This is a genomic window from Streptomyces sp. NPDC052773 (assembly GCF_044547145.1).
Lineage (GTDB): Bacteria > Actinomycetota > Actinomycetes > Streptomycetales > Streptomycetaceae > Streptomyces.
Genome location: NZ_JBITZX010000014.1, coordinates 176,957 through 198,569, shown reverse-complemented (window position 1 = coordinate 198,569; position 21,613 = coordinate 176,957). Strand labels below are relative to the sequence as shown.

Sequence of the window (21,613 nt, the reverse complement as noted above, 5' to 3'; positions counted from 1 at the left end):
CCGGTTAAGTTTAGTGGTGGTTCAGTTGTCGTGCTCCGGTGCGGTGGTGGCCCGGAAGAGGGTTCCGGCACCGGAGACGGTGACGTTCTCGCCGGCCGGCGCGTACGCGGACTCACCCGGCGCGAGGGTGACTTCGGCGCCGTCGGAGGTGAGCCTGATGGTGCCCTCGGTGCACAGCAGGATCTGCGGGCGCGAGCCGGGCAGGACGCGGGCGCCGTCCCCCGCCTGCCGTACGAGACGGGACAGCCGGAAGTCCTCGACGGGCGCCGGGTACACCTCTTCGCCGTCCTCCGCGCGCTCCGGGCGCACCACCGGGGACGGGAGGGCGGCGAAGCGGACGACGCGCAGCAGCTCGGGCACGTCCACGTGCTTGCTCGTCAGCCCGCAGCGCAGCACGTTGTCGGAGGCGGCCATGATCTCCACGCCCAGTCCCCGCAGATAGGCGTGGGGTACGCCCGCTCCGAGGAACAGGGCCTCGCCGGGCGCCAGCCGGACGTGCCGCACCAGCAGGGCGGCCGGGACGCCGGGGTCAGCCGGGTAGGCCCGGGCGAGCCCGTCGTACACCGCGAACTCCTCCCGGAGCGGGCCGTCTTGCGCGGCGGCCGGCGCCAACGCGTCCCCGAACTCGGCCAGTCGGCGCGGGGAGAGGGAGAGGAACGCGGAGAAGACCTCCCGCAGCGCCGGTTCCGCCGGGTCCGAGCGGAGCGCGGCGATGTACGGGGCCGTCCAGTCCAGGTCCAGGGCGGCCAGCAGATCGGCGCTCTCGTGCGTCGGCCGGAATCCGCACAGGCCCTCGAACGGGGTGAGGGCGACGATCATCTCCGGCTTGTGCTGGGGGTCCCGGTAGGTGCGGTGCGGGGCGTCCAGGGGGATGCCCTGGGCGTTCTCCCGCGCGTATCCGGCGGACGCCTGGGCCGGGTCCGGGTGCACCTGGAGGGACAACGGGGCGTCGGCCGCCAGCAGTTTGACGAGGAAGGGCAGCCGCGGCCCGAAGCGACGCACGACCGCGTCGCCCAGCTCGCCCCGCGGATCCTTCTCGATGACCTGGTCCAGCCCGCGGAGGTACCCGTCGCGCTCCACCCGGGAGGGAGCCCCCGGATGCGCCCCCATCCACAACTCCGCCTGCGGCGAGCCGTCCGGGACGGTACCCAGCAGAGCGGGCAACGCGGTGCGGGAGCCCCAGGGGTAGGGGCGGATGGAGTTGATGAGGCGGTCCATGTGAGGTGGTTCCTTTCGGGCGGACGCCTGGTGTGGGGGTATGGCTGCGGGGTGGGGGTGGTGTGGGGCGCGGTGGTCGGGCCGGTGGCCGGCCGTCACCTGGGGGTGGGGTCGTGCAGGAAGGGGGCGGGTGTCCCGCGGCCGGGCACGGTGTGGTCGGCGGGGCTCTGTGGAGCGGCCGGCGCGGCGTCGGCGGAGGCGCGCGGAGCGGCCGGTGTGGCGCCGACGGGGGCTTGAGCGGCGGCCGGTGTGGTGTGGGTGGAGGCGCGCGGAGCGGCCGGTGTGGCGGCGACGGGGGTTTGCGCGGCGGCTGGTGTGGTGTGGGCGGGGGAGCGCGGAGCGGCCGGTGTGGCGCCGACGGGGGCTTGAGGGGCGGCCGGTGTGGTGTGGGTGGAGGCGCGGGGCGCCGCCTGGCTGCCGTCGGCGTAGGCCTGCGGTACGGCCGGTGGTGCGGCGTCGGCGGGCAGGGCCGCCGTTCCCCGCGGCCTCCCCGCGCTCGGAGCCGACGCGGCCACGCTCTGCGTCTGCGTCGCTCCGGCCGCCGGGTCCTCCGTCGTTCCGGCCCCTGGGCCCGCCACCGTTCCGGTCACCGACCGCGCCGCCGCCCCGGCCGCCGATTCCGCCGCGGCGCCCGCGCCGCCCGCCGCCACCGCCGCCGCGCCGATCAGCCCGGCGTTCAAGGCGAGGGCGGCCGGGACGACCGGGAGGTCGCGGGCGAAGTCGAGGACGGCGTAGTCGGCGAGGTGGCGGCGCAAGGGGGCGAACAGGGTGTCGCCGGCCTGTGCCACGCCTCCGCCGATCACGACGAGGTCGAGTTCGACCAGAGCGGCCGTCGCGGCGATCGAGGCCGCCAGGGCCTGCGCGGCACGGTCGTACACGGCCCGGGCGACGGGGTCGCCGGACCGGGCCGCGGCGGCGACACCCGCCGCGGTGGCGGCGACGCCCGGGGGCGGGGTCCAGCCCGCCGCCAGGGCGCGCGCGGCGATCGCCGTGCCGCTCGCCAGTCCCTCCACACAGCCCCGCGCACCGCACGGGCACGCGGACCCGTCGAGGTCGACGGAGATGTGCCCGATGTGGCCCGCGTTCCCCGTGCGCCCGGCGTGCAGGCGTCCGCCGAGGACCAGTCCGCCGCCGATGCCGGTGGAGACCACCATGCACAGCGCGCTGTCCACCCCGCGCGCGGCGCCCAGCCAGTGCTCGGCCGCTGTCATGGCGACGGCGTCCCCGACCAGTACGGGATCCGCGTGGGCGGGCACCCGAGGATGCGAGCGGACCCGTTCGACCAGCGGAAAGCCGCGCCAGCCGGGGATGTTGACGGGGCTCACCGTCCCGGCGGCCCGGTCCACCGGCCCCGCGCTCGCCACGCCCAGGCGCGCGAGGTCCTGCCAGGCGGAGTGGCCGGACAGCTCGTCCAGTACGGCCGTCACGGCGCCCATCAGCACCTCGGCCGGCTCACGGGCGGGTGTCGGCCGCTCCGCCCGGGCGAGCAGCCGACCGCGCGGATCCACCAGTGCTCCGGCGATCTTCGTGCCACCGATGTCCAGCGCTCCGTACACGACCATCACGTCGGTCCTTCCATGCGAACGGCGGGCGAGCCGCGCGGCTCGGCCCTCGAGGACGGAACTCTGCCGAGTCCTGACAACGTTGTCTAGCTGGACTGCGAGTTTAGCTCTAGGTTTAGTCAAATAAACGAGTAAGTGAGAGCCCAGAGCGCACGAGAGCTGTACAGAACCGGTTTAGGTGTCGAGGATCTTTGGCTGTGAGTGACTTTCCTTCCTTCCCGCCCGGGTTCGTCTTCGGGGCGGCCACCGCCGCCTTCCAGATCGAGGGCGCGGTCCACGAGGACGGCCGGGGCCCCTCCATCTGGGACACGTTCGCACGGCGCCCCGGCGCGGTCCTCGGGGGCGACACCGGTGACGTGGCGTGCGACCACTACCACCGCTACCGCGAGGACATCGCCCTGCTGAAGGAACTCGGCGTGCGCTCCTACCGGTTCTCCGTCGGCTGGCCCCGGGTGCAGCCCACCGGCTCCGGACCGGCCAACGCGGCGGGACTCGACTTCTACGAGCGCCTGGTCGACGGCCTCCTCGACGCCGGCATCGAACCCGCCGTGACGCTCTACCACTGGGACCTGCCGCAAGCCCTGGAGGAGCGCGGCGGCTGGCGTGACCGCGACACCGCCCACCGGTTCGCCGACTACGCGCGACTGGTCGCCGAGGCACTGGCCGACCGGGTGCCCCGGTGGATCACCCTCAACGAGCCGTGGTGCAGCGCCTTCCTGGGCTACGCGGGCGGGCAGCACGCCCCGGGCGCCCGCGAGGGGACACCGGCCCTCGCCACCGCCCACCACCTGCTCCTCGGCCACGGACTGGCCGTACCGGTGCTGCGCGAGGCGGGCGCCCGCGAGGTCGGGATCACGCTCAACCTCGACCACGTCACCCCCGCCACGAACGCCCCCGAGGACGTGGCCGCGGCGCTGCGCGCCGAGACCCAGCGCAACCTGATGTGGACCGAGCCGCTGCTCAAGGCGCGCTACGCGGACGGCGAGGACGACACCTGGGAGGACCTGATACGCCATCAGTCCTTCCGCCGGCCCGGCGACCTCGACGTCATCGCCGCGCCGCTGGACTTCCTCGGCCTCAACTACTACACCCCGTCGGTCGTCCGGAACGCGCCCTACCGGGACCCCGACCCGCGCTCGCGCACGGCGGACGACAACCGCTTCGAGGGGGTGGGCATCCCGGAGGCCAGGCACACGGCCATGGGCTGGCCGGTCGTCCCGCACAGCCTGCGCGACCTGCTCACCGGCCTGCGCGAGCGCTACGGGGACGCGCTGCCGCCGGTCCACATCACGGAGAACGGCTCCGCCGAGGACGACGTACCGGCGCCCGACGGAGCCGTCCACGACCCCGACCGGATCTCCTACCTGGACGGCCACCTCCGGGCCGTGGCAGCCGCGATCGCCGACGGTGTCGACGTACGCGGCTACTACGTCTGGTCGCTCCTCGACAACTTCGAGTGGGCGTACGGGTACGGGAAGCGGTTCGGTCTCGTGTACGTGGACTACGCCACCCAGCGCCGTATCCCCAAGGACAGCTACCGCTGGTACCGGGACTTCGTCGCCACCGTCACCGGCGGCGGCTGAGCCGTCGTACGCGACCGGCAGCACCCTGACGCCCGCCGGTCATGTGGTCAGGAACGGCCGGCGGTGGCGGTCTCGCTGTCGGGATACAGCGGGAAGATCTGGTCGAGGCCCACGATGCCCAGCACGCGCAGGGTGTGGGGCGGCACCGCGGCGAGGGCCACGTCGGCCTGGACCGCCTGGGCGTGGTTGCGTGCGGCGATCAGAGCGGTGATGCCGCTCGAATCGCAGAACACCATGTCGGCCAGGTCCAGGACGAGGCGTTGGCCCGGCTGGAGGGCGAGGACGGAGAGCTGGGCGCGCAGCTCGGGCGCGGTGCTGTAGTCCAGGTCGCCGATGATCTTCAGAACGGGACCGGTCAGGGCGTCTCGGGCAGTGATCTTCAGTGGGCTCATTCTGGTGTTCTCGTCGCAGGGCCGGTGGGGAGGTCGGCGGGGACGCCCAGGGCCAGCAGGGCGGTGTCGTCGTCGAGGCCGTCGCCGAAGCTGTCCAGCAGCTCGGTGAAAGCCCGGATGACGGCGCGCGGGGTCGCCGGTGTCGTGCGGGTCGGGCCGCTGTTCGCGGCACATCATCGCAGGGCCGCCAGGAACTCCGTGATCGCCCGGTTGGTGGCCTCGGGTGCGGACAGGTGGGGGCAGTGCCCGGTGGCATCGAGCGTGACCAGCGTGGAGCCGGCGATCGCCTGGTGGACGAAGGCGCCGACCTCTCGGGGAGCGATGACGTCCTGCGTGCACTCCAGCACCAGCGTCGGGACACACACGCCCTTCAGGTCGTCCCGCGAGTCCGACAGGAAGGTGGTCCGCGCGAAGACGCGGGCCATGTCCGGGTCGGTGGCGCAGAAGCTGTTCTTGAGCTCGTCGCCGAGTTCCGGTCGTTCGGGGTTGCCCATGATCAGCGGTGCCATCGCCGCCGACCAGCCGAGATAGTTCGCCTCCAGCGACTCGAGCAGCTCGTCGATGTCCTCGGCGCTGAAGCCACCCCGGTAGCCGTCGCTGTCGATGTACCGCGGAGACGGCGCCACCATCACCAGTGCGCCGATCCGCTCCGGAGCCATGCCGGCGGCCAGCACGCCGATCATCGCGCTGACCGAATGCCCCACGAAGACCGCGTCGCGCAGGTCGAGCGCTTCACACACCTCCACCGCGTCCCTGGCGTAGCCGCTCAGGGACGCGTACCGGTCCTCCGAGAACTCGGACGAGTCGGAGCGGCCCGAGCCGACGTAGTCGAACAGCACCACCCGGTGGTCCCGGACCAGCGCAGGGACCGTCAGCCGCCACATGTTCTGGTCACAGCCGAAACCATGGGCCAGCACCACCGTGCGCCCCTGGGGGTTGCCGGTGACGGTGACGTTGTTCCTGCGGACGACATCCATGCAGCCAGTGTCGCAGGCACCCGGGCAATACCGCTGTCGAGGGGCGGGCCAGGGCGGGGAGGTGGCGGGAGGTCGTGCGGGCTCCCCCGTGCGGGCCTGTCCCGCCCGAACGTCCGGCATGCCCGCGTGGGCCCGGCCGTGTTCGGCAGGGCCCACGCAGGAAAAGCGATGTCCGCGGGTCAGATCACCATCGATACCAGCGACCGCGTCCGCCGTCGGCGCTGGTGGAGCGCATGACGAAGCCGAGAAGCCACAGCACCAGGACGGCGAGGGCAACCCACCAGAGAATCTTGACGGCGAAGCCGGCGCCGAAGAGGAGCACGGCCAGAAGCAGAACGAGAAGAAGGGGAACCATTGTCAATCGACCTCCTGGCCGTCCGTGTGCCCTCCGATTCCCCGCTCATGCACTGATCGGGACCTTGCTTTCGCAGGTCAGTGGACACGAGAGGAATGCGGATCGGCGCTGGGGGTATGCGCCTGCTTGCCGAACGCCGGACCGGCGGCGGCGACACCGAGCGACTGGGAGGGACCTGATGACCGCGACGACGGCCGAGCGGACTGCCGAGAGGACGGTGGACGTTCCGGAGATCGCGGACCCGACCACGGTCGCGCCGAAGGACGCCCGGGAGCTGTCGAAGGTGTTCTTCGATCGGCTGGCGGTGCTGGAGGAGGGCACGCCGGAGTACCAGCACGCGCGCAACACGCTGATCGAGATGAACATGTCCCTCGTCCGCTACGCGGCCGGCCGGTTCCGCAGCCGTGGCGCGGAGGAGATGGAGGACATCGTCCAGGTCGGCATGATCGGACTGATCAAGGCGATCGACCGGTTCGAGCTGTCCCGCGGGGTGGAGTTCACCTCCTTCGCCGTGCCCTACATCGTCGGAGAGATCAAGCGGTTCTTCCGTGACACCTCCTGGGCCGTCCATGTGCCGCGCCGGTTGCAGGAAGCCCGCGTCGAACTCGCCCGCGCCAACGAGGAACTGCGCAGCCGACTGGGCCGCACGCCGACCACCAGGGAACTGTCCGAGCTGATGTCCCTCCCCGAGAACGAGGTGGTCGAGGCTCAACTGGCCTCCAACGGCTACAACTCGGCCTCCCTCGATGCGGCGATCAGCGGCAGCGAGGACGGCGAGGCCGCGTTGCAGGACTTCATAGGCAACGAGGACGCCGCTCTGGAACTGGTCGAGGACTTCCACGCGCTCGCTCCGCTGATCGCCGAACTGGACGAACGCGACCGCAAGATCATCCACTGGCGCTTCGTGGAGGAGCTGTCCCAGGCCGAGATCGGCGGACGCCTGGGAGTCTCCCAGATGCAGGTGTCCCGGCTGATCAAGCGACTCCTGGGCCGTCTGCGCGAAGGCATGACGAGTACCGCCTGACCGTCCGCGGAACCGGCAGTCGGACGGCAGCGCCGGTGGGGCGCGGGTCAGCGGGCCGAAGGTCCTGACTGCTTGACGCCGAGGCCGATGCGGCTGCGCGCGTTCGTCTCGGCGAGACGGGCGTGGAGCAGTTCCGCCGGGGTGAGCGGACGGACGTGGTCCGGGTCCGCGTCCCATTCCCGGCCGCCCGACAGGGGGCGGAGCTGGAGATACGGTCCCTCGTGACCCATGACCACCCCGACGCGGTCGCGGACGGTGTCCCGGACGGCGGTGCCGGGTGGCGTGACGCTCACCGAGCGGAACCCCGCGCGATGACGGCGGCGAGCGCGCGGGCCACGGGAGCCGAGCAGACGCCGAGGTGAATGAGCGCGTATCCGGCGGCGGCGTGGGTGCGGACGTCCATCGCCGGGAGCTGGATACCGGCGGCGGTCAGGGCGGCGGCGAGCGCGTCGCGGGCGGCGAGGGCTTCCTGGGACTTCGAGGTCGGCATGGGCCTTCCTTCCCTTTTTGTGGTCGATCGGCCTCCGGGTCCACGTCCGGTGAATTACCGTGCGTAGTCGAGGTGTTACGACCATGCCTCCGGGCCGGGCCCGGCCGTGCCGTGGACGCGGTGCGGTTCCCCGCCGGGTCCTGCACGTTCCACAACTTCCACAAGCACTCGAGGGAGTCACCTTGCCGCAACGACGCCTCGTCACAGGACGCAGTCAGGAACCACGCCAACGGTTCGCCGAGGAGTTACGCACGTTGCGGGCCCAGCGCGGGGAGAGCCTGCGGCAGCTCGGCGAGCGGCTGGGCTGGGACTGGTCGCTGTTCGGGAAGATGGAGAAGGGGGAGACACTGGGTAGTCCGGAGGTCGTCCAGGCCCTCGACCAGCACTACGGCACGCCGGGCCTGCTGTTGGCCCTCTGGGAGCTGGCGGCCGGTGATCACACCCAGTTCCGCGAGCGCTACCGGCGCTATATGGCGCTGGAGGCCGAGGCGGTCAGCCTGTGGCACTTCGCGGTCAGCGTGCTGCCGGGGCTGTTGCAGACGCCGGAGTACGCGCGGGAGGTGCTGACCGCGGGCGGCATCAAGGGCGCGGAGCTGGAGCAGCAGGTGAAGGCGCGGATGGGGCGCCGGGAACTGCTGGAGGGGGAGGACGCGCCGCCGTTTCGGACGATCCTCGCAGAGGCGGTCCTGAGGACACCGTTGCAGGACGAGGGGGAGTGGCGCGCGCAGTTGTCGCACGTGGCGGCGATGACGGAGCGAGAAAACGTGACGGTCCAGGTGCTGCCGCAGAGCGCGGGACTTCACGGCTTGGTGGCGACTGACGTGTGGTTCCTGAGGCTGCCCGACGGCCGTCCCGTGGCCTACACGGAGAACGCTCAAGGCGGCGAACTCGTCGAGGAATACGCTCGGATCGAGCGCTTGCAGCGTGCCTACGATGGAGTGCGCGACAAGGCCCTGTCCCCGGCCGAGTCGCAAAAATACATCCTGCGCATGTTGGAGGAAGCGCCGTGCGACCCATCGACTTGAGTGCCGTGACGTGGCGCAAGAGCAGCTACAGCAATCCGGACGGCGGCGCGTGCCTTGAGGTCTCCGACGACTTCGATGCCCTCGTCCCGGTGCGAGACAGCAAGCACATCGCCGGGCCCGTGATCATATTTCCCGCCACCGGGTGGCGCTCCTTCGTGTCCGCCCTTCAGCGCGGCGAGTTGAGGCCCTGACCCCGGGCGACCGGCGGGAACCCTCGTCCCCGCCGGTCGGCCGGTGGCGTCAGCTCGTTGCGCAGGTCGTGCCGTTGAGGGTGAAGCTCGTCGGAGCGGTGTTCGTCGTACCCCGGTTGCCGGTGAAGCCGACGGTGACGGAGCCGTTGGCGGGGATCGTGGCCGTGTAGGACGCGGCGGCGACCTTCACCGCGGAACCGGTCTGGGTCGGGGTGCCGCCCCACATGTTGGTGATGGTCTGGCCGTCGGCGAAGGAGAAGGCCAGGGTCCAGCCGCTGATGGGGGCGGTGCCGGTGTTGCGGAGGGTGATCTCGCCCTGGAAGCCGCCGGGCCACTGGTTGGTCACGCGGTAGCCGACCGCGCAGCCGGTGCCGGGGGTGCCGTTGTCCTTCTCGGTGGTGACGGTGACCGTCGCGGAGCGGGCCGAGCGGTTGCCGGCCGCGTCCTTGGCGTAGACCGCGAAGGTGTACGACGTGTCCGGGGTCAGGGAGGAGACGGTGACGCGGTTGGTGGTGGTGGACGCGGCTGCCGTCTCGGTGGTGCCGTTGACGCGGACCACGTCGTAGCCGGTGACGGCAACGTTGTCGGAGGCGGCGGGCCAGGTCAGGGTGACCGAGGTGGGAGAGACGGCGGAGGCGGTGGGGGTGCCCGGCGCGGTCGGGGCCTGGGTGTCGGGGGCGGTGCCGCCGAAGATCGTGGCCTCGCGGGAGGTCTGGGCGATGCCGTTGGCGCCGTGGAAGATGCGCTGGCCCCAGGAGCTGAGCCGCGCCGGGTCGAAGTCGATGGCCAGGTCGAGGATGGGATCGGTGTTGCCGCTCCAGGACCAGGCCAGGTAGCCGAGGTCGAGCCGCTCGGCGGCGGCCATCATCGTGTCCTCGTCGGGGTCGCCCCACTGGTCGGGCGGTCCGCCGAACTCACCGATGACGATGGGGAGTTCGGCGCTCACGAAGGTGTTCAGGTAGTCGGTGATCTCCTGCGCCGTGTCGTAGACGCTGTACATGTGGATCGAGAAGATCAGGTTGCCGGTGGGGTCGGCGGCGTGGACGGACTGGGCGTTGGCGCGCATGACGCCCTGCCAGTCCTGGCCCCAGTTCGGCGCGTCCACCATGATCGTGTGCTGGAATCCGGCGGCGCGCAGCTTCTTGACCGCGGCGATCGTCGGCTCGGTCCAGCCCTGCGGGTTGGTGTTGCCCCAGGGCTCGTTGCCGATGTTGACGATGACGTAGTTCTCCTCGCCGGCCAGGACGTCCTTCAGGCTGATCCAGTAGTCCGCGGCGTGGTCGAGGGTGCCGGCGGCGGCCTCCTCGCCGTAGCCGGTGGTGTCGTGCACCTCCAGGACGCAGATCAGGCGGTTGGCCTTGCAGTCGTCGACGACGGCCGCGACGTCCTCGGGGCTGTTGCGGGTCCAGCGGTGGCCGTCGGAGAGCACGACCCGGACGGTGTTGGCGCCCAGCTTCTTGATGTCGGCCAGCGACTGGGTCTCGCCCGGGTACCAGGTGTGGGCGTGGTTGACGCCGCGCATCACGAAGTCGTTGCCGTTGCCTTCGAGGAGACGGCCGCCCGCTATGTGCAGGCCGGTGGCGGCGGCGCCGGGGGTGTCGGGCGGGGACTGCGCGTGGGCGGCGGCCGGGGCGAGGGTGAGCAGGCCGAGGAGCGTGGCCAAGGCGGTCAGGGTGGTCAGTACGGCGCTTCTTGTCGTTCTCACTGCGACTCCAGGGAATGAGCCAAGAAACCTGCGGGTGGGTGGAGAGAGCGGAGCGAAAGGGTGTGGGAGCGCTCCCATGACGCTCCCATGAAGCCATTGCGCCAGGGACACGTCAAGGGGCGGGGGCGGAACGAGGCCGCACCCGGGTGGGTGCGGCCTCGTGGAGCGGAGGGGTGGATCAGGCGAGGGTCGGCTCGGGCAGGACGCCCGGCTCCAGCGCGGACTCCAGTACGGACGCGACCTCGCACTCGAGGGCCGGGTCGGGGGCGGCGGGGTCGCGGGAGAGGCGTACCGGCTCGGGGGCGGGCTCGTAGTGGCCGACGTAGTCGGGACCCGCGATCGGGACCCGGGACAGGAACTCCTCCGGCAGGTCGAAGGCGTCGACCAGGGTCATCAGATGGGGCGCCAGATCGGCGACGACCCCGTCGGCGGTGTCGTGCAGGGACACCACCTGCTCCGGCGTCATCAGCCCGGCGGCCAGCAGATCGCCGGTGTGCCGGCTGAGCTGCTCCAGGAGGAACAGGCGCGAGACGTTCTCCAGCAGGAAGCGGGCGCGGGCGTTGCGCGCCTTGCCCACGGCGGCCAGCAGGGCGTCCGCCGCCTGGAGCCGGGCGTGCGCGGAGACCATCTCCAGGGCGGCGCCTGAAGTGACGTTCCAGCGGCCGATCGGGTCACCCGCCGGTCCGCCGCGCAGGGCCTCTCGGGCGCGGGTCTGCCAGATCCGCTCGGCGGAGGCGAGCAGGTCCCGCAGGAAGCCGAGGTCGGCGAGGTCCCGTCCCGCGGGCGGCACCGGCTGCCCGGGACCCGACGGGCCCGACGGCCCCGACTCATGGCCGAAGACCATCTCGGAGGCGGCCTTCACCCAGATCACCAGGTTGTCGCCCTCGGCGGTGATACCGCCCTCCACGTTCAGCTGAAGGTCCGCCAGATTGTTGTGCGGGAACAGGCCTTGCGCCCCGCACCGCTCCCGGCACTCGATGGTGATGTCCCGGGCCTGCCAGGTGATCCAGCCCTTGGCGATGGCGATCAGCCGCTCGGTCTCCTCGCGCTGCTCGCGGTCGCACTCGTCGAGGGCCGTCCAGCGGTCGACCATCGTCCGCTGGAGGAAGGTCATGGCGTACGCCGTCGACAGCGAGCGCAGCAGCCGGGCGTGGTGGCTGCGGTGCGCGGTCAGCGGGATGCGCTGGCCGGCCTTGGGGCCGCCGATGTGCCGGTGGTGGGCGTAGCGCACGGCGATGGTGAGGGCCGCGCGGGCCATGCCCAGGGTGCCGGCGCTCATGCAGAGCTTGCCCACGGTGACGCGGCCGACGGACCGCAGGAACCGCTTGCGGCGGTTGCCGAGGGAGCTGGTGAGCTTCCCGTCCTCGTCCAGCCGGCCGTGGGCGGCCTCCAGCATGGCCTCGCGCGGCAGCCGGACGTGGTCGAAGGAGGTCAGGCAGTGATCGACCGGGGTTCCCGTGCGTTCGGGCAGTCGGCGGACCCGAACGCCGGGGAGGTGACCCTTGTCGTCGCTGAGCGGGGTGAGGAAGAGGAAGATGCCCTGGTCCTCGTCGTCGACCAGCAGCCGGGCGGCGACCACCGCGCTCTTCGGGCCGCCGGTGAGGCTGGTGTTGGGCATGAACTTCTGCGCGCCCACGGTCGGCGTGTGCAGGACGAAACCGCCGGTCTCGCGGTCGTAGCGGGCCACCGTCCGGAGGTTCGCGACGTCGTTGCCGTGCTCCAGCTCGGTGCACAGGAAGACCCCGGTGCGCCGCATGGCCGCGTACGGTGACAGATCGCGGCGGTAGCCGTCGTGGTCGAGCAGGCTGCCGAGGAAGAGGTTGTAGTGGATGCTCGCCAGCGTGCACAGGCCGCCGTCGACGAAGCCGGTCCACTCGTGCAGCGCGGCGAGCCGGCGGGCGTCGTAGGTGAGCGCCTCGGCGGACGGTATCGCGCTGTTGACCAAGCGGAGCCGCCGGTACGAGAGTTCGGCGCGCTCGCGGGGCGTCAGGTCCGGGCGGTAGGCGAACTCCTCGCCCGCGACCAGGGCGCGCCAGCGGCCGTGTACGCGATCGCGCTCGTCCCCCTCGAAGAGCAGATGGCTGAGCTCGTCCACGGCGTTGCCTGCGATGGTTGTGGTGGGTGCGGTGCTTGTGGCTGCGGTGCCTGCGGTCCCCCCGGTGTCCGCGTCGGCTGTGGTGCCCGCGTGGGCTGTGGTGCCCCCGGCGGCTGCGGTGGCCGCGATCGCTTCGGCGGGCGGGGTGCTGGTTGCTTCCGGAGCCGCAGCGGGTGCGGGTGCGGATGCGGTGGTGGTGCTGAGATGCGGAATAGAACCGTCCGCGCGGTCTGATTCGCCGGCGTTGCCTCTGAACGGTGCTTCAACCTGCTGAAACATCGACTGTCCCCCAGTGAGTGCCAAGCCAGAAGGTGTGTGTTGTGGCGGCGCTGACCCAAAAACTACGGACCAATCGGTTTGTTTTCAAGACCTTGCAAAACCGGCTGGGTGGTTTTATTGTTCCGGTCGGACGTGTGAATTGACCGGTTTCGCGCGCCCGGTCTCCTGCGACGGGGGTTGTGCGGCCGGGCGCCGACTCATCACTCCATGCGGGCTATAGGAATACAAACCACTCGGTCTCTTCTTGGGTCGAGAGGTGACGGAGGGATGCAGTGGCACAGCAGGAGCGGGCCATCCGTACGCGCCAGAAGATCGTCATGGCGGCGGCGGAGCTGTTCGACGAGGTCGGCTATGAAGCGGCGACCATCTCGGAGGTCCTGAAGAAGTGCGGCGTGACCAAGGGAGCGCTGTACTTCCACTTCTCCTCCAAGGAGGAACTCGCCCAGGAGGTGCTGGCCGGGCAGGTGTCCGCGCTGCCTCCGGTTCCCCCGCAGGAGTTGTACCTCCAGCAGAGCATGGACGAGGCGCTGCTCCTCGCCCATCTGCTGCGCCTCGGTGATCCCATGGTGCGCGGCAGCATCCGTCTCACCGTGGACCAGGGCTCCCCGCAGGACGGACTGGACCGCAGGGTGCCCATGCAGGGCTGGATCAACCACAACATGGACGTCCTGGCCCAGGCCAAGGCGGCCGGCGAGCTGCTGCCGCATGTCGATGTGGCCTCCACGGCCACGTTGTTCACCAGCAGTTTCACCGGTGTGCAGGTGCTCTCCAAGATCATGACCGGGCACGCGGACATGGTGGAGCGGGTGACGGACCTGATGCGCAACCTCATTACCGCCATCGCCGTTCCGGGCGTCCTCGTCCGGCTGGACTTCGCCCCGGACCGCGCGGAGCGGGTCTACGCGGAGGCGCTACGGCTCCGCGACCAGCAGCAGCCGGCCGCGGCGAGCGCGTGACGTAGCGAGGCGGGGGAGGGCGTGGCGCAAAGGGGCGCCCGCCCGAGGTGCGGCGACCGGTGCCGCGCGTGCGCTCCTGGCGCGCCGCCGGTGCGTACAACTCCTTTCCCTCCAACCCGATCTGGCGGAAACGCTGTCCGAACCGGCGGTCACCCGGTAGAACTACGGGCCAGCGAGGACGACGACCCACGCGAGCACCGGCCGGACACCGGCCTGCGCGAGCGGGGGTCCGTCCGTCCGGACCGGGGGCTGAGCGAGCGAGGGCCGCCGGAGGGGCGGTCCGCGCTGGTGAGGGGCTGTGTGAAGGGCCTGCGTGACGGGTCTGTGTGACGGGTCTGTGTGAGTCGTGGTCCGAGTGGACTGCGGCTGTCGGAGGGGGGGTCGGTTCTGGTGGGGATCTGTAAGGACGATGGCCCGAGCGAGCGACGGCCCGCCTGAACGGCGGCCCGGCCTACGGCTTGCGTGAGCGACGGCGATGGGCCTGGGGGTCGTGCGAGAAACGGTGTCAGACCTACGGGTTGTACGGGCAACGCGCCGGCCAGGTCTACCGCCTGCGTGAGCAGCGGCTCGTGAACACGGCGGGCTGTGGAAGCAACGGCCCGTATGTGCGGTGGGTTGTAGGAGCAGGTCCCGCAGCACTGCGGTCTCTGCGCGCGGTGGCCCGAATGTATGGCGGCCGGTGCGAGCGGCGGCCGTGTGAACGATGGTCCGTGCGAGCGGTGGCCCGCCGGGAGGGGGACCGCGCCGGGCACTGGTCCGTGTGAACGGGGGCCCGTACGAGTGGAGTTCGCCGGAACGACGACCTGGCGAGTGCGTGGCTTCTGAGAACGAGGGCCCGCGTGGGCAGTGATCCGCCGGAACGGCGGTCTGTGGGCGCGTGGCCTGTGTGAACGAAGGTCTGTGTGAACGACGGCCTGTGCGAGCCGTGTCCGCCGGAACGGCGGCCCGCGCGTGCATGGCCTGTATGAACGACGGCCTGCGCGTGCAGTGGACCGCCTGAACGGTGGACCGCGCGTGCGTGGACTGTGTGAACCACGGCTCCGCGTCCGGTCGACGACGTACCTCGCCCGTCGGCCGGCGGACGAGCCACGCGCCGGTTCGACGGCAGGGTTGCGGCCGTCCGACGGCAGCCATGCTGCCGTCCGAGGGCGGAGAGCTGCCGTTCGTCGGCCCCGCGGCCGGTCCGTGGCGTGCGTGTCGCCGATCCGCGGCACGCATGCCGTCAGTGGGTCGCGGCAGGCACGCCGCCCGTTCACCGCGAGGCGGGCATGTGCCGGCGGACGGCAGGAACACACGCCGGGCCCGGTGGTGCGATGCGCGCCGGTCGGGGTGTGAGGGTGCAGGCCTGTGACGGGGCGGCACCACGGGGGAGGAGCAGCCGCCGGGCTCCTCGGTCTCCTCGGTATGTGTGCGTACGGCTGGGGGCGGAACGCGACGACGACCGAACGGAGTAGAAGAGAATGAACGTTACTTCTGATCTGTACACACTCGACGTGACCGGACGGGGCATCGCCGCCGAGGGCGCGATGCTGCGGGAGCAGGGACCGGCCGTGGAGGTGGAACTGCCGGGTGGGGTGACGGCCTGGGCGGTGGTGGGGCAGAGTCAGGTGGAGCGGCTGCTGGTGGACCCGCGGGTCTCCAAGGACGCGCGGCGCCACTGGCCGGCGTTCATCGAGGGGCGGATCACCCCCGACTGGCCGCTGTTCCCCTGGGTCGCCAACGAGAACATGCTCTTCGCGTACGGCGCGGAACACGCGCGCCTGCGCAGACTCGTGGCCGGTGCCTTCACGGCCCGGAGAACCGCCGCGCTGCAGCCGCGCATCGAGGAGATCACCGCGTCGCTGCTGGACGCGATGGACGCCGGATCGGACGGGCGGCCGGTGGAACTGCGCTCGGCGTTCGCCGAGTCGCTGCCGCTCCAGGTCGTCTGCGAGCTGTTCGGCGTCGCGGAGGGCGAGATGCGCACCGCGCTGTGTGCGGCCCTGCGGGTGGTGTTCTCCTCCAGCGTCACGGCCCAGACCATGGAGGCCGCGCGCAACACGGCGTTCCGGCTGCTGGCCGAGCTGGTGTCCGAGAAGCGGAAGGAGCCCGGCGACGACCTGACCTCCTCGCTGATCGCCGCCCGCGACGACGGCGACCGGCTCACCGAGAACGAACTGCTCGGCACGCTCTTCCTGATGATCGCGGCCGGGCAGGACACCACCTCCACGCTCATCGTCAACGGCGTGGGCTCGCTGCTCACGGACCCGGGGCAACTGGAGCACATACGCGCCGGGCGGGCCGGCTGGGAGGACGTGGTCAACGAGACCCTGCGCGTGCACAGCCCGGCCTCCTACTCGCCGATGCGGTTCGCCGTGGAGGACATCGACCTCGACGGGGTGCTGATCCGGCGGGGCGACCCCATCCTCGTCAGCTTCGCGGCGGGCGGGCGCGATCCCGAGCGGCACGGGGAGGATGCCGCTCGCTTCGACCTGCTGCGCACCGGCCGCGACGTCCTGGGCTTCGGGCACGGTACGCACCGCTGCCTCGGCGCCCCGCTCGCGGTGCTGGAGGCCACCATCGCCTTCCGCGCCCTCTTCGAGCGTTTCCCGGACGTGGCCCTCGGCTGCCCGCCGGAGGAGCTGCGCCCGCTGCCCACGTTCCTGCTGAACGGCTTCGGGGCGCTGCCGGTGCTGCTGCGGGGCTGACACGAGGGCCGGGCGGAGTGGGGACCGGACGGAGCGCGGTGGGGTGATGCGATCGCGCCAATGACGGCTACGGGATCCGGCGGCGGACGGGCCGCCGGGAGAGGGGATGGCGTGCCCGGCGTGCCGTGACGGCGCCCGAGGCGCGGTGTGCCGTAGGTGCATGACGGGGCCCGTTTTCGCGGGCCCCGTTTGCCTGTCCGGGTGATCCGGTACGACGGTGGGGGTCGGCGCGTTCGCCCATCGGCTGTTCATCGGGCGCTCTCAGGGCGGGAATCGCGCAGGTCGGTTTCCGGGCTTTCCCAGGTCCGGGGCGTTCCGGGGTAGAGAAACCGCGAAGCCGGTTTGTTACAGTGGTGGGTCTGCGGCTGTCGGACGGCGACCGAACGGAACCCTGTCTTCCGCAGCACTGACCCCCAGTGGAGCAACGGAGTTCGCCATGGCCAAACAGGAACGCGCGATACGGACGCGCAACGCACTCATCAACGCCGCGGCCGAGCTGTTCGACCGGGACGGGTTCGAGGTGGCGTCCCTGGCCACCATCAGCGCCAAGGCCGGGGTCAGCAGCGGGGCGCTGCACTTCCACTTCGCCAACAAGGCCGCCCTGCTGGACGCCGTCGTGGCCGCGGCCGGGGAGCGGCTGCTGTGGATCACGCGGCCCCGTGACGCGCTGTCCCTGCAAGTGCTCATCGACGCCAGTCACCTCCTCGTGCAGGGGCTGGCCCAGGACGTCGTGCTGCGGGCCGGCTTCGCGCTGAGCTCCCGCCCCGAGCGCACCGGCGCCACCCCGGATCTGCGCCGTGAGTGGCAGAGGTGGGTGGAGGACACGGTCGAACGGGCCGGGCGCGAGGGCGCCCTGATGCCCGGGGTGGCCACCCGGGACCTCTCGACGGCCGTGGTGGCCGTGGCGGCCGGTCTGGAGGCCCTCGGCGGCCGGGACCGCCGCTGGCTCGAGCGGACCACGCTGACGCGCTTCTGGACCCTTCTGCTGCCTCGGGTGGTGGGCCCGGCCGCGCGGGACCTGTTCGTGGCCTCGGGGCACCTCGGGGCGGAGCCGACGCCGTGCGGGGTGCCGGTGGCCAGTTCCGTGGGCGAGTTGTAGCGGGGGCGAGCGGCGGCGGGAGGAGTTTTCGGCGGGAAGTGACGGCCTCGGGTGGTCCCGGGGCCGTTTTTCGGTGGGTGCCGGGTTACCACTCGATGACCGACGAGTGATCGTAATCCGACTGTCATGGCTGTTTTGGTCGAGAGGCCTGACAGGGTGAGGGGCGGGGTGCCGGTGGCATAGGCGCCCGATTCGCCCATTTATAGGGCGACTTGGACGATACCTCGCTCGGGGATGACGGCAAGGTTTACGCGACCGACCCCGCAACCGACTTGACAAACAGCGGAGCCGGTTTGTTTTCTAGTGGGTGTTGAGAAACCGTCCAATGCGTGGGGGATAGTATGCGGTTCAACCTTCTTGGTCCGCTCGAACTGATCACATCAGAACGAGCACTACCGCTGGGCGGGGTCATCCAGCGGGCCACCCTCGGCTATCTCCTGCTCAACCCGAACAAGACCGTCGCCACCAGCCGGCTGGTGTCCGCCCTCTGGGGCGACGACGCGCCGACCACCTCCCGGAAGATGGTGCAGAACGCGGTCTCGGGCATCCGCAGGATCTTCGAGCAGAACGGCCTGGAGGGGCGCGGCGTCCGGCTCACCACCGCTCCGCACGGCTACCAGCTGCGACTGGAGCCGGAGACCGTCGACGCGTTCCGCTTCCGCCGGCTCGCGGCCCAGGGCCGTGCCGAACTCGCCGCCGGATTCCCGGACGCGGCCGTCGACTCGCTCGCCCAGGCCCTGTCCCTGTGGCGGGACTCCGTCCTCGTCGACCTCGCCGAGACCGGCATCTGCTGGCCGTCCTTCGCCCAGCTGGAGCGCGAGCGGCTGACCGTCTACGAGGACTGGGCCGCCGCCGGTCTGGAGCTCGGCCGGCACCGCGAACTCGTCTGCGAACTGGAGCAGATGGCCGCCGTCGTGCCCACCCGGGAACGGCTGTGCCACCAGCTGATGCTGGCGCTCTACCGCTGCGGTCAGCAGACCGAGGCACTGGCCGCGTACCGCCGTACCCGGCAGGCACTGGTTGACGTGCACGGGCTCGACCCGACGCGGGACCTCCAGGAGCTGGAGCGCGCCATCCTCAACCAGGAGCCGCGACTCCTGGGCCGGCGGCCCCAGTTGGTCTGACCGCTCATCCCACGGTAATTCCGGAAACCTCTGGGGTGGGCTAGGGGATCCCTGAGACCGCTGCGACTTCTACGTTCTTCAGAAGAACGAAGGAACGTTTCGCGGTCATTCAGGGAGGGTCAGGAAAATGCAGGAACAGCATGTCGATTCCACGGTCGAGGAAGACCCGCGCATCGGGCTCACTGTCGCGCTCGACGCCGCGATCAGCATTTTCACCGGCAATCTCCGGTCGTATTCCGGAACCCCGAACGAGAGCACCACGGACCGAGCGGACCGCTATACGGCGCTCGCCTGGCACCATCCCGCGCTGATTCCCGAGTGAGCGCCGAGAAAAGGGGGCGCCCGGAGTATTCCGGGCGCCCCCTTCGTGCGTTTCGGGCCTTGCTCATGCCTGGAGCATCTCCGCGACCAGGAAGGCGAGTTCGACGGACTGTTTCGGGTTCAGCCGCGGGTCGCAGCTGGTCTCGTAGCGCTGGGCCAGCGCCTGCTCGTCGATCTCCTGCGCGCCGCCCAGACACTCGGTGACGTCGTCGCCGGTCAGCTCGATGTGCAGGCCGCCCGGGTGGCTGCCGAGCGCCTTGTGCACCTCGAAGAAGCCCTTCACCTCGTCGAGGATGCGGTCGAAGTGGCGGGTCTTGTAGCCGCTGGCCGCCTCGACGGTGTTGCCGTGCATCGGGTCGCACTGCCACACCACGCGGTGGCCGCTCGCCTCCACCTTCTGCACGATCTCCGGCAGTACGTCGCGGACCTTGCCGTTGCCCATCCGGCTGATCAGGGTGACGCGGCCGGGCACGTTGTCCGGGTCGAGCCGTTCGACGTACTCCACCGCCTGCTCGGGCGTGGTGCCCGGGCCCAGCTTCAGGCCGACCGGGTTGGCCAGCAGCGACGCCAGGGCGATGTGCGCGCCGTCGAGTTGGCGGGTGCGCTCGCCGATCCAGAGCATGTGCGAGGACAGACCGTACAGCCGTCGCTCGCCGGCCGGGGAGGACGCCCAGCGCAGCAGGCCGTCCTCGTACTCCAGCAGCAGCGCCTCGTGGCTGGCGTAGATCTCCGTGGTGTGCAGGGCGCCGTGGTCGGCGCCCGACGCCGACATGAAGGCCAGGCCGCGGTCGATCTCGGCGGCCAGGGCCTCGTAGCGCTCGCCTGCCGGTGAGGTGCGGACGAAGTCGCGGTTCCAGTCGTGCACCCGGCCGAGGTCGGCCAGGCCCGAACCGGACAGGGCGCGGACCAGGTTGAGGGAGGCGGCCGAGTTGGCGTACGCGCGCAGCATCCGCTGCGGGTCGGGGACGCGGGCGCCGGGGGTCGGGTCGAGGGAGTTGACGATGTCGCCGCGGTAGACCGGCAGGCCGAGGGCGTCCGTGGAGTTGGAGCGGGGCTTGGCGTACTGGCCGGCGATCCGGCCGATCTTCACGACCGGGACGCTGGCGGCGTACGTCAGGACCACGGCCATCTGGAGCAGGGTGCGGATGTTCGCGGTGACGTGGGACTCGGTGTTGCCGTCGAAGGTCTCCGCGCAGTCGCCCGCCTGGAGGAGGAAGCCCTGGCCGTTCGCGACTCTGCCGAGCTGGGTCTGGAGGCGGTCCACCTCGCCCGGTACGACGAGGGGCGGGAGCTGGGTGAGGGCGTCCCGCGCGGCGCGGGCGCGGGACGGATCCGGCCACTCGGGCTGCTGGGCGGCCGGCCGGGCCACCGCGGCCTTCACCTGGGCTTCGATGTCGTCGGGGAAGCGGGGGGTTTCGGTCCCCGGGGCCGTCATGTCGCCGATGGTTGGATTCATGCCTCGCAGGCTAAGAAGGGGGCGGCCATGGGGAGGTCACCGTGGCGGCACTGGCTGGGAACTCGGCGTCGGGGAGGGGGGAGTGTGGGGCCGCTGGGGGGAGTGTGGCCGGAGTTGTGGCTGGGCGGGGGTGGTCTTGGGTGGCGTGGCTTGGTCTGCGCCCGCAGGCTAGGGAGGAGGTGGGTGGGCCGCGCCGCAGGCTGGGTTGGGGGGGAGAGCGTGCCCGCGGGCTGGGTGGGTGGAGAGCGTGCCCGCGGGCTGGGTGGGCTGGTGTGGGCGTGGGTCCGCAGGCTGGGTGGGTGGGGGCGCCCGTCCGTCGTCGTTCGTCAGCCCAGGTCGAAGAACTCCCTGTAGAGCCGTAGCTGTTGGGTCAGCATGTGGGCGCCGTAGTGGGTGGGGAGGCCGAGGGAGGAGGCTGTGCGGAGGAGGCGGGTTTCTCGGGGGGTCATGATGATGTCCGCGACCACCGTGCCGGGGGAGAGGTCGGCGGGGTCGAAGGGGAGGGGGTCCGAGTCGCGCAGGCCCAGCGGGGTCGCGTTGACGACCAGGTCGGACGTGCGGACGGCGGCGGCCGTGCCCGCGCGGACGCGGTCGCCGGCGTGGGGGGTCAGGCGGGACAGGAGGGCCTGGACCCGGGAGGGGTCGAGGTCCACCACGTCCAGGCCGGCCACGCCCGCCGTCACCAGCGCCGCCGCGATCGCGCCGCCCGCGCCGCCCGCGCCCAGCAGGGTCACGCGCCGTCCGGCCGGGGAGTGGCCGGCCGCGACCAGGCCGGCGACGAAGCCCGCGCCGTCGAAGTTGTCGGCGTACCAGCGCCCGTCGGCCCCGCGGCGCAGCGCGTTGGCGCTGCCGGCCAGCCGTACCGCCGGGCTGAGCACATCGGCGTAGTCGCACACCGCCGCCTTGTGCGGGACCGTCACCAGCAGCCCGTCGACGTTGGCCGCCCGCTGCAAGCCGCGTACCACCTCGCCGAGGTGGGCCACCGGCGCGTGCACGGGGACCAGGACCGCGTCGAGGCCGAGTTCCGCGAACACCGGATTCAGCATTTCCGGCGCCCGCACCTGCCGCACCGGA

19 protein-coding genes and 1 pseudogene are annotated in these 21,613 nt (G+C 71.5%); 9 read left to right on the top strand and 11 right to left on the bottom strand.

Annotation, left to right across the window (positions count from 1 at the left end):
• Nucleotides 1-21: 21 nt before the first annotated feature.
• Both manA and ACIG0D_RS27835 read right to left on the bottom strand, forming a co-directional pair.
• Nucleotides 22-1,218 (bottom strand): mannose-6-phosphate isomerase, class I, encoded by a 1,197-nt coding sequence (gene manA / locus ACIG0D_RS27840; RefSeq protein ID WP_399806084.1) that lies wholly within the window; start codon nt 1,216-1,218, stop codon nt 22-24.
• Between the two features lie 605 nt (nt 1,219-1,823).
• Nucleotides 1,824-2,780: pseudogene (locus ACIG0D_RS27835) on the bottom strand (ROK family protein); the annotation flags it as partial.
• 197 nt (nt 2,781-2,977) lie between these two features.
• Here ACIG0D_RS27835 and ACIG0D_RS27830 point away from each other — a divergent pair.
• On the top strand, nt 2,978-4,363 hold the full coding sequence (locus tag ACIG0D_RS27830; protein WP_399806082.1) for a GH1 family beta-glucosidase: 1,386 nt from the start codon (nt 2,978-2,980) through the stop codon (nt 4,361-4,363).
• A 47-nt stretch (nt 4,364-4,410) separates the two neighbouring features.
• Here ACIG0D_RS27830 and ACIG0D_RS27825 read toward each other — a convergent pair whose 3' ends face one another.
• From ACIG0D_RS27825 to ACIG0D_RS27815, 3 genes are all read right to left on the bottom strand, one after another.
• Nucleotides 4,411-4,755, bottom strand: a complete 345-nt coding sequence (locus tag ACIG0D_RS27825) for an STAS domain-containing protein (RefSeq protein WP_399806080.1) — start codon at nt 4,753-4,755, stop codon at nt 4,411-4,413.
• Between the two features lie 173 nt (nt 4,756-4,928).
• Nucleotides 4,929-5,732, bottom strand: coding sequence for an alpha/beta fold hydrolase (locus tag ACIG0D_RS27820; RefSeq protein ID WP_399806078.1), 804 nt, complete (start codon nt 5,730-5,732; stop codon nt 4,929-4,931).
• Between the two features lie 184 nt (nt 5,733-5,916).
• Nucleotides 5,917-6,087 (bottom strand): hydrophobic protein, encoded by a 171-nt coding sequence (locus tag ACIG0D_RS27815; RefSeq protein WP_365766296.1) that lies wholly within the window; start codon nt 6,085-6,087, stop codon nt 5,917-5,919.
• Nucleotides 6,088-6,265: 178 nt separating this feature from the next.
• On the opposite strand from ACIG0D_RS27815, the gene ACIG0D_RS27810 reads away from it, so the two are divergent.
• Nucleotides 6,266-7,111, top strand: coding sequence for an RNA polymerase sigma factor SigF (locus ACIG0D_RS27810; RefSeq protein ID WP_399806076.1), 846 nt, complete (start codon nt 6,266-6,268; stop codon nt 7,109-7,111).
• 47 nt (nt 7,112-7,158) lie between these two features.
• Here the strand turns inward: ACIG0D_RS27810 and ACIG0D_RS27805 are convergent, their stop codons facing one another.
• Both ACIG0D_RS27805 and ACIG0D_RS27800 read right to left on the bottom strand, forming a co-directional pair.
• Nucleotides 7,159-7,341 (bottom strand): hypothetical protein, encoded by a 183-nt coding sequence (locus ACIG0D_RS27805; protein ID WP_399806105.1) that lies wholly within the window; start codon nt 7,339-7,341, stop codon nt 7,159-7,161.
• A 59-nt stretch (nt 7,342-7,400) separates the two neighbouring features.
• Nucleotides 7,401-7,601 carry a hypothetical protein gene (locus tag ACIG0D_RS27800; protein ID WP_399806074.1) on the bottom strand — a complete coding sequence of 67 codons (201 nt, stop codon included), beginning with the start codon at nt 7,599-7,601 and terminating at the stop codon, nt 7,401-7,403.
• 182 nt (nt 7,602-7,783) lie between these two features.
• Between ACIG0D_RS27800 and ACIG0D_RS27795 the strand changes: the two genes are divergently transcribed.
• Both ACIG0D_RS27795 and ACIG0D_RS27790 read left to right on the top strand, forming a co-directional pair.
• A complete protein-coding gene (locus tag ACIG0D_RS27795) occupies nt 7,784-8,626 on the top strand; it encodes a helix-turn-helix domain-containing protein (protein ID WP_399806072.1) in 843 nt (280 codons plus the stop codon).
• Nucleotides 8,608-8,817, top strand: a complete 210-nt coding sequence (locus ACIG0D_RS27790; RefSeq protein WP_399806070.1) for a DUF397 domain-containing protein — start codon at nt 8,608-8,610, stop codon at nt 8,815-8,817. The genes ACIG0D_RS27795 and ACIG0D_RS27790 overlap by 19 nt, the downstream gene beginning before the upstream one ends.
• A gap of 49 nt (nt 8,818-8,866) precedes the next feature.
• Here the strand turns inward: ACIG0D_RS27790 and ACIG0D_RS27785 are convergent, their stop codons facing one another.
• Nucleotides 8,867-10,522 (bottom strand): cellulase family glycosylhydrolase, encoded by a 1,656-nt coding sequence (locus tag ACIG0D_RS27785; protein WP_399806068.1) that lies wholly within the window; start codon nt 10,520-10,522, stop codon nt 8,867-8,869.
• A 178-nt stretch (nt 10,523-10,700) separates the two neighbouring features.
• The gene (locus ACIG0D_RS27780) at nt 10,701-12,617 is read right to left on the bottom strand and encodes an acyl-CoA dehydrogenase (RefSeq protein WP_399806066.1); all 1,917 of its coding nucleotides are present in this window, start codon (nt 12,615-12,617) and stop codon (nt 10,701-10,703) included.
• A 551-nt stretch (nt 12,618-13,168) separates the two neighbouring features.
• Between ACIG0D_RS27780 and ACIG0D_RS27775 the strand changes: the two genes are divergently transcribed.
• The 5 genes from ACIG0D_RS27775 (at nt 13,169) to ACIG0D_RS27755 (ending at nt 19,084) form a co-directional block, all read left to right on the top strand.
• Nucleotides 13,169-13,852, top strand: coding sequence for a ScbR family autoregulator-binding transcription factor (locus ACIG0D_RS27775; protein WP_365766289.1), 684 nt, complete (start codon nt 13,169-13,171; stop codon nt 13,850-13,852).
• A gap of 1,460 nt (nt 13,853-15,312) precedes the next feature.
• The gene (locus ACIG0D_RS27770; protein WP_399806064.1) at nt 15,313-16,539 is read left to right on the top strand and encodes a cytochrome P450; all 1,227 of its coding nucleotides are present in this window, start codon (nt 15,313-15,315) and stop codon (nt 16,537-16,539) included.
• A 436-nt stretch (nt 16,540-16,975) separates the two neighbouring features.
• The gene (locus ACIG0D_RS27765; protein WP_399806062.1) at nt 16,976-17,638 is read left to right on the top strand and encodes a ScbR family autoregulator-binding transcription factor; all 663 of its coding nucleotides are present in this window, start codon (nt 16,976-16,978) and stop codon (nt 17,636-17,638) included.
• Between the two features lie 329 nt (nt 17,639-17,967).
• Nucleotides 17,968-18,762, top strand: a complete 795-nt coding sequence (locus tag ACIG0D_RS27760) for a BTAD domain-containing putative transcriptional regulator (protein ID WP_399806060.1) — start codon at nt 17,968-17,970, stop codon at nt 18,760-18,762.
• A gap of 127 nt (nt 18,763-18,889) precedes the next feature.
• Nucleotides 18,890-19,084 carry a hypothetical protein gene (locus tag ACIG0D_RS27755; RefSeq protein ID WP_365766285.1) on the top strand — a complete coding sequence of 65 codons (195 nt, stop codon included), beginning with the start codon at nt 18,890-18,892 and terminating at the stop codon, nt 19,082-19,084.
• Nucleotides 19,085-19,147: 63 nt separating this feature from the next.
• Here ACIG0D_RS27755 and ACIG0D_RS27750 read toward each other — a convergent pair whose 3' ends face one another.
• Both ACIG0D_RS27750 and ACIG0D_RS27745 read right to left on the bottom strand, forming a co-directional pair.
• On the bottom strand, nt 19,148-20,539 hold the full coding sequence (locus tag ACIG0D_RS27750; protein WP_365766284.1) for a class II 3-deoxy-7-phosphoheptulonate synthase: 1,392 nt from the start codon (nt 20,537-20,539) through the stop codon (nt 19,148-19,150).
• Nucleotides 20,540-20,865: 326 nt separating this feature from the next.
• Nucleotides 20,866-21,585, bottom strand: a complete 720-nt coding sequence (locus ACIG0D_RS27745; protein ID WP_399806057.1) for a shikimate dehydrogenase family protein — start codon at nt 21,583-21,585, stop codon at nt 20,866-20,868.
• Between the last annotated feature and the right edge of the window lie 28 nt (nt 21,586-21,613).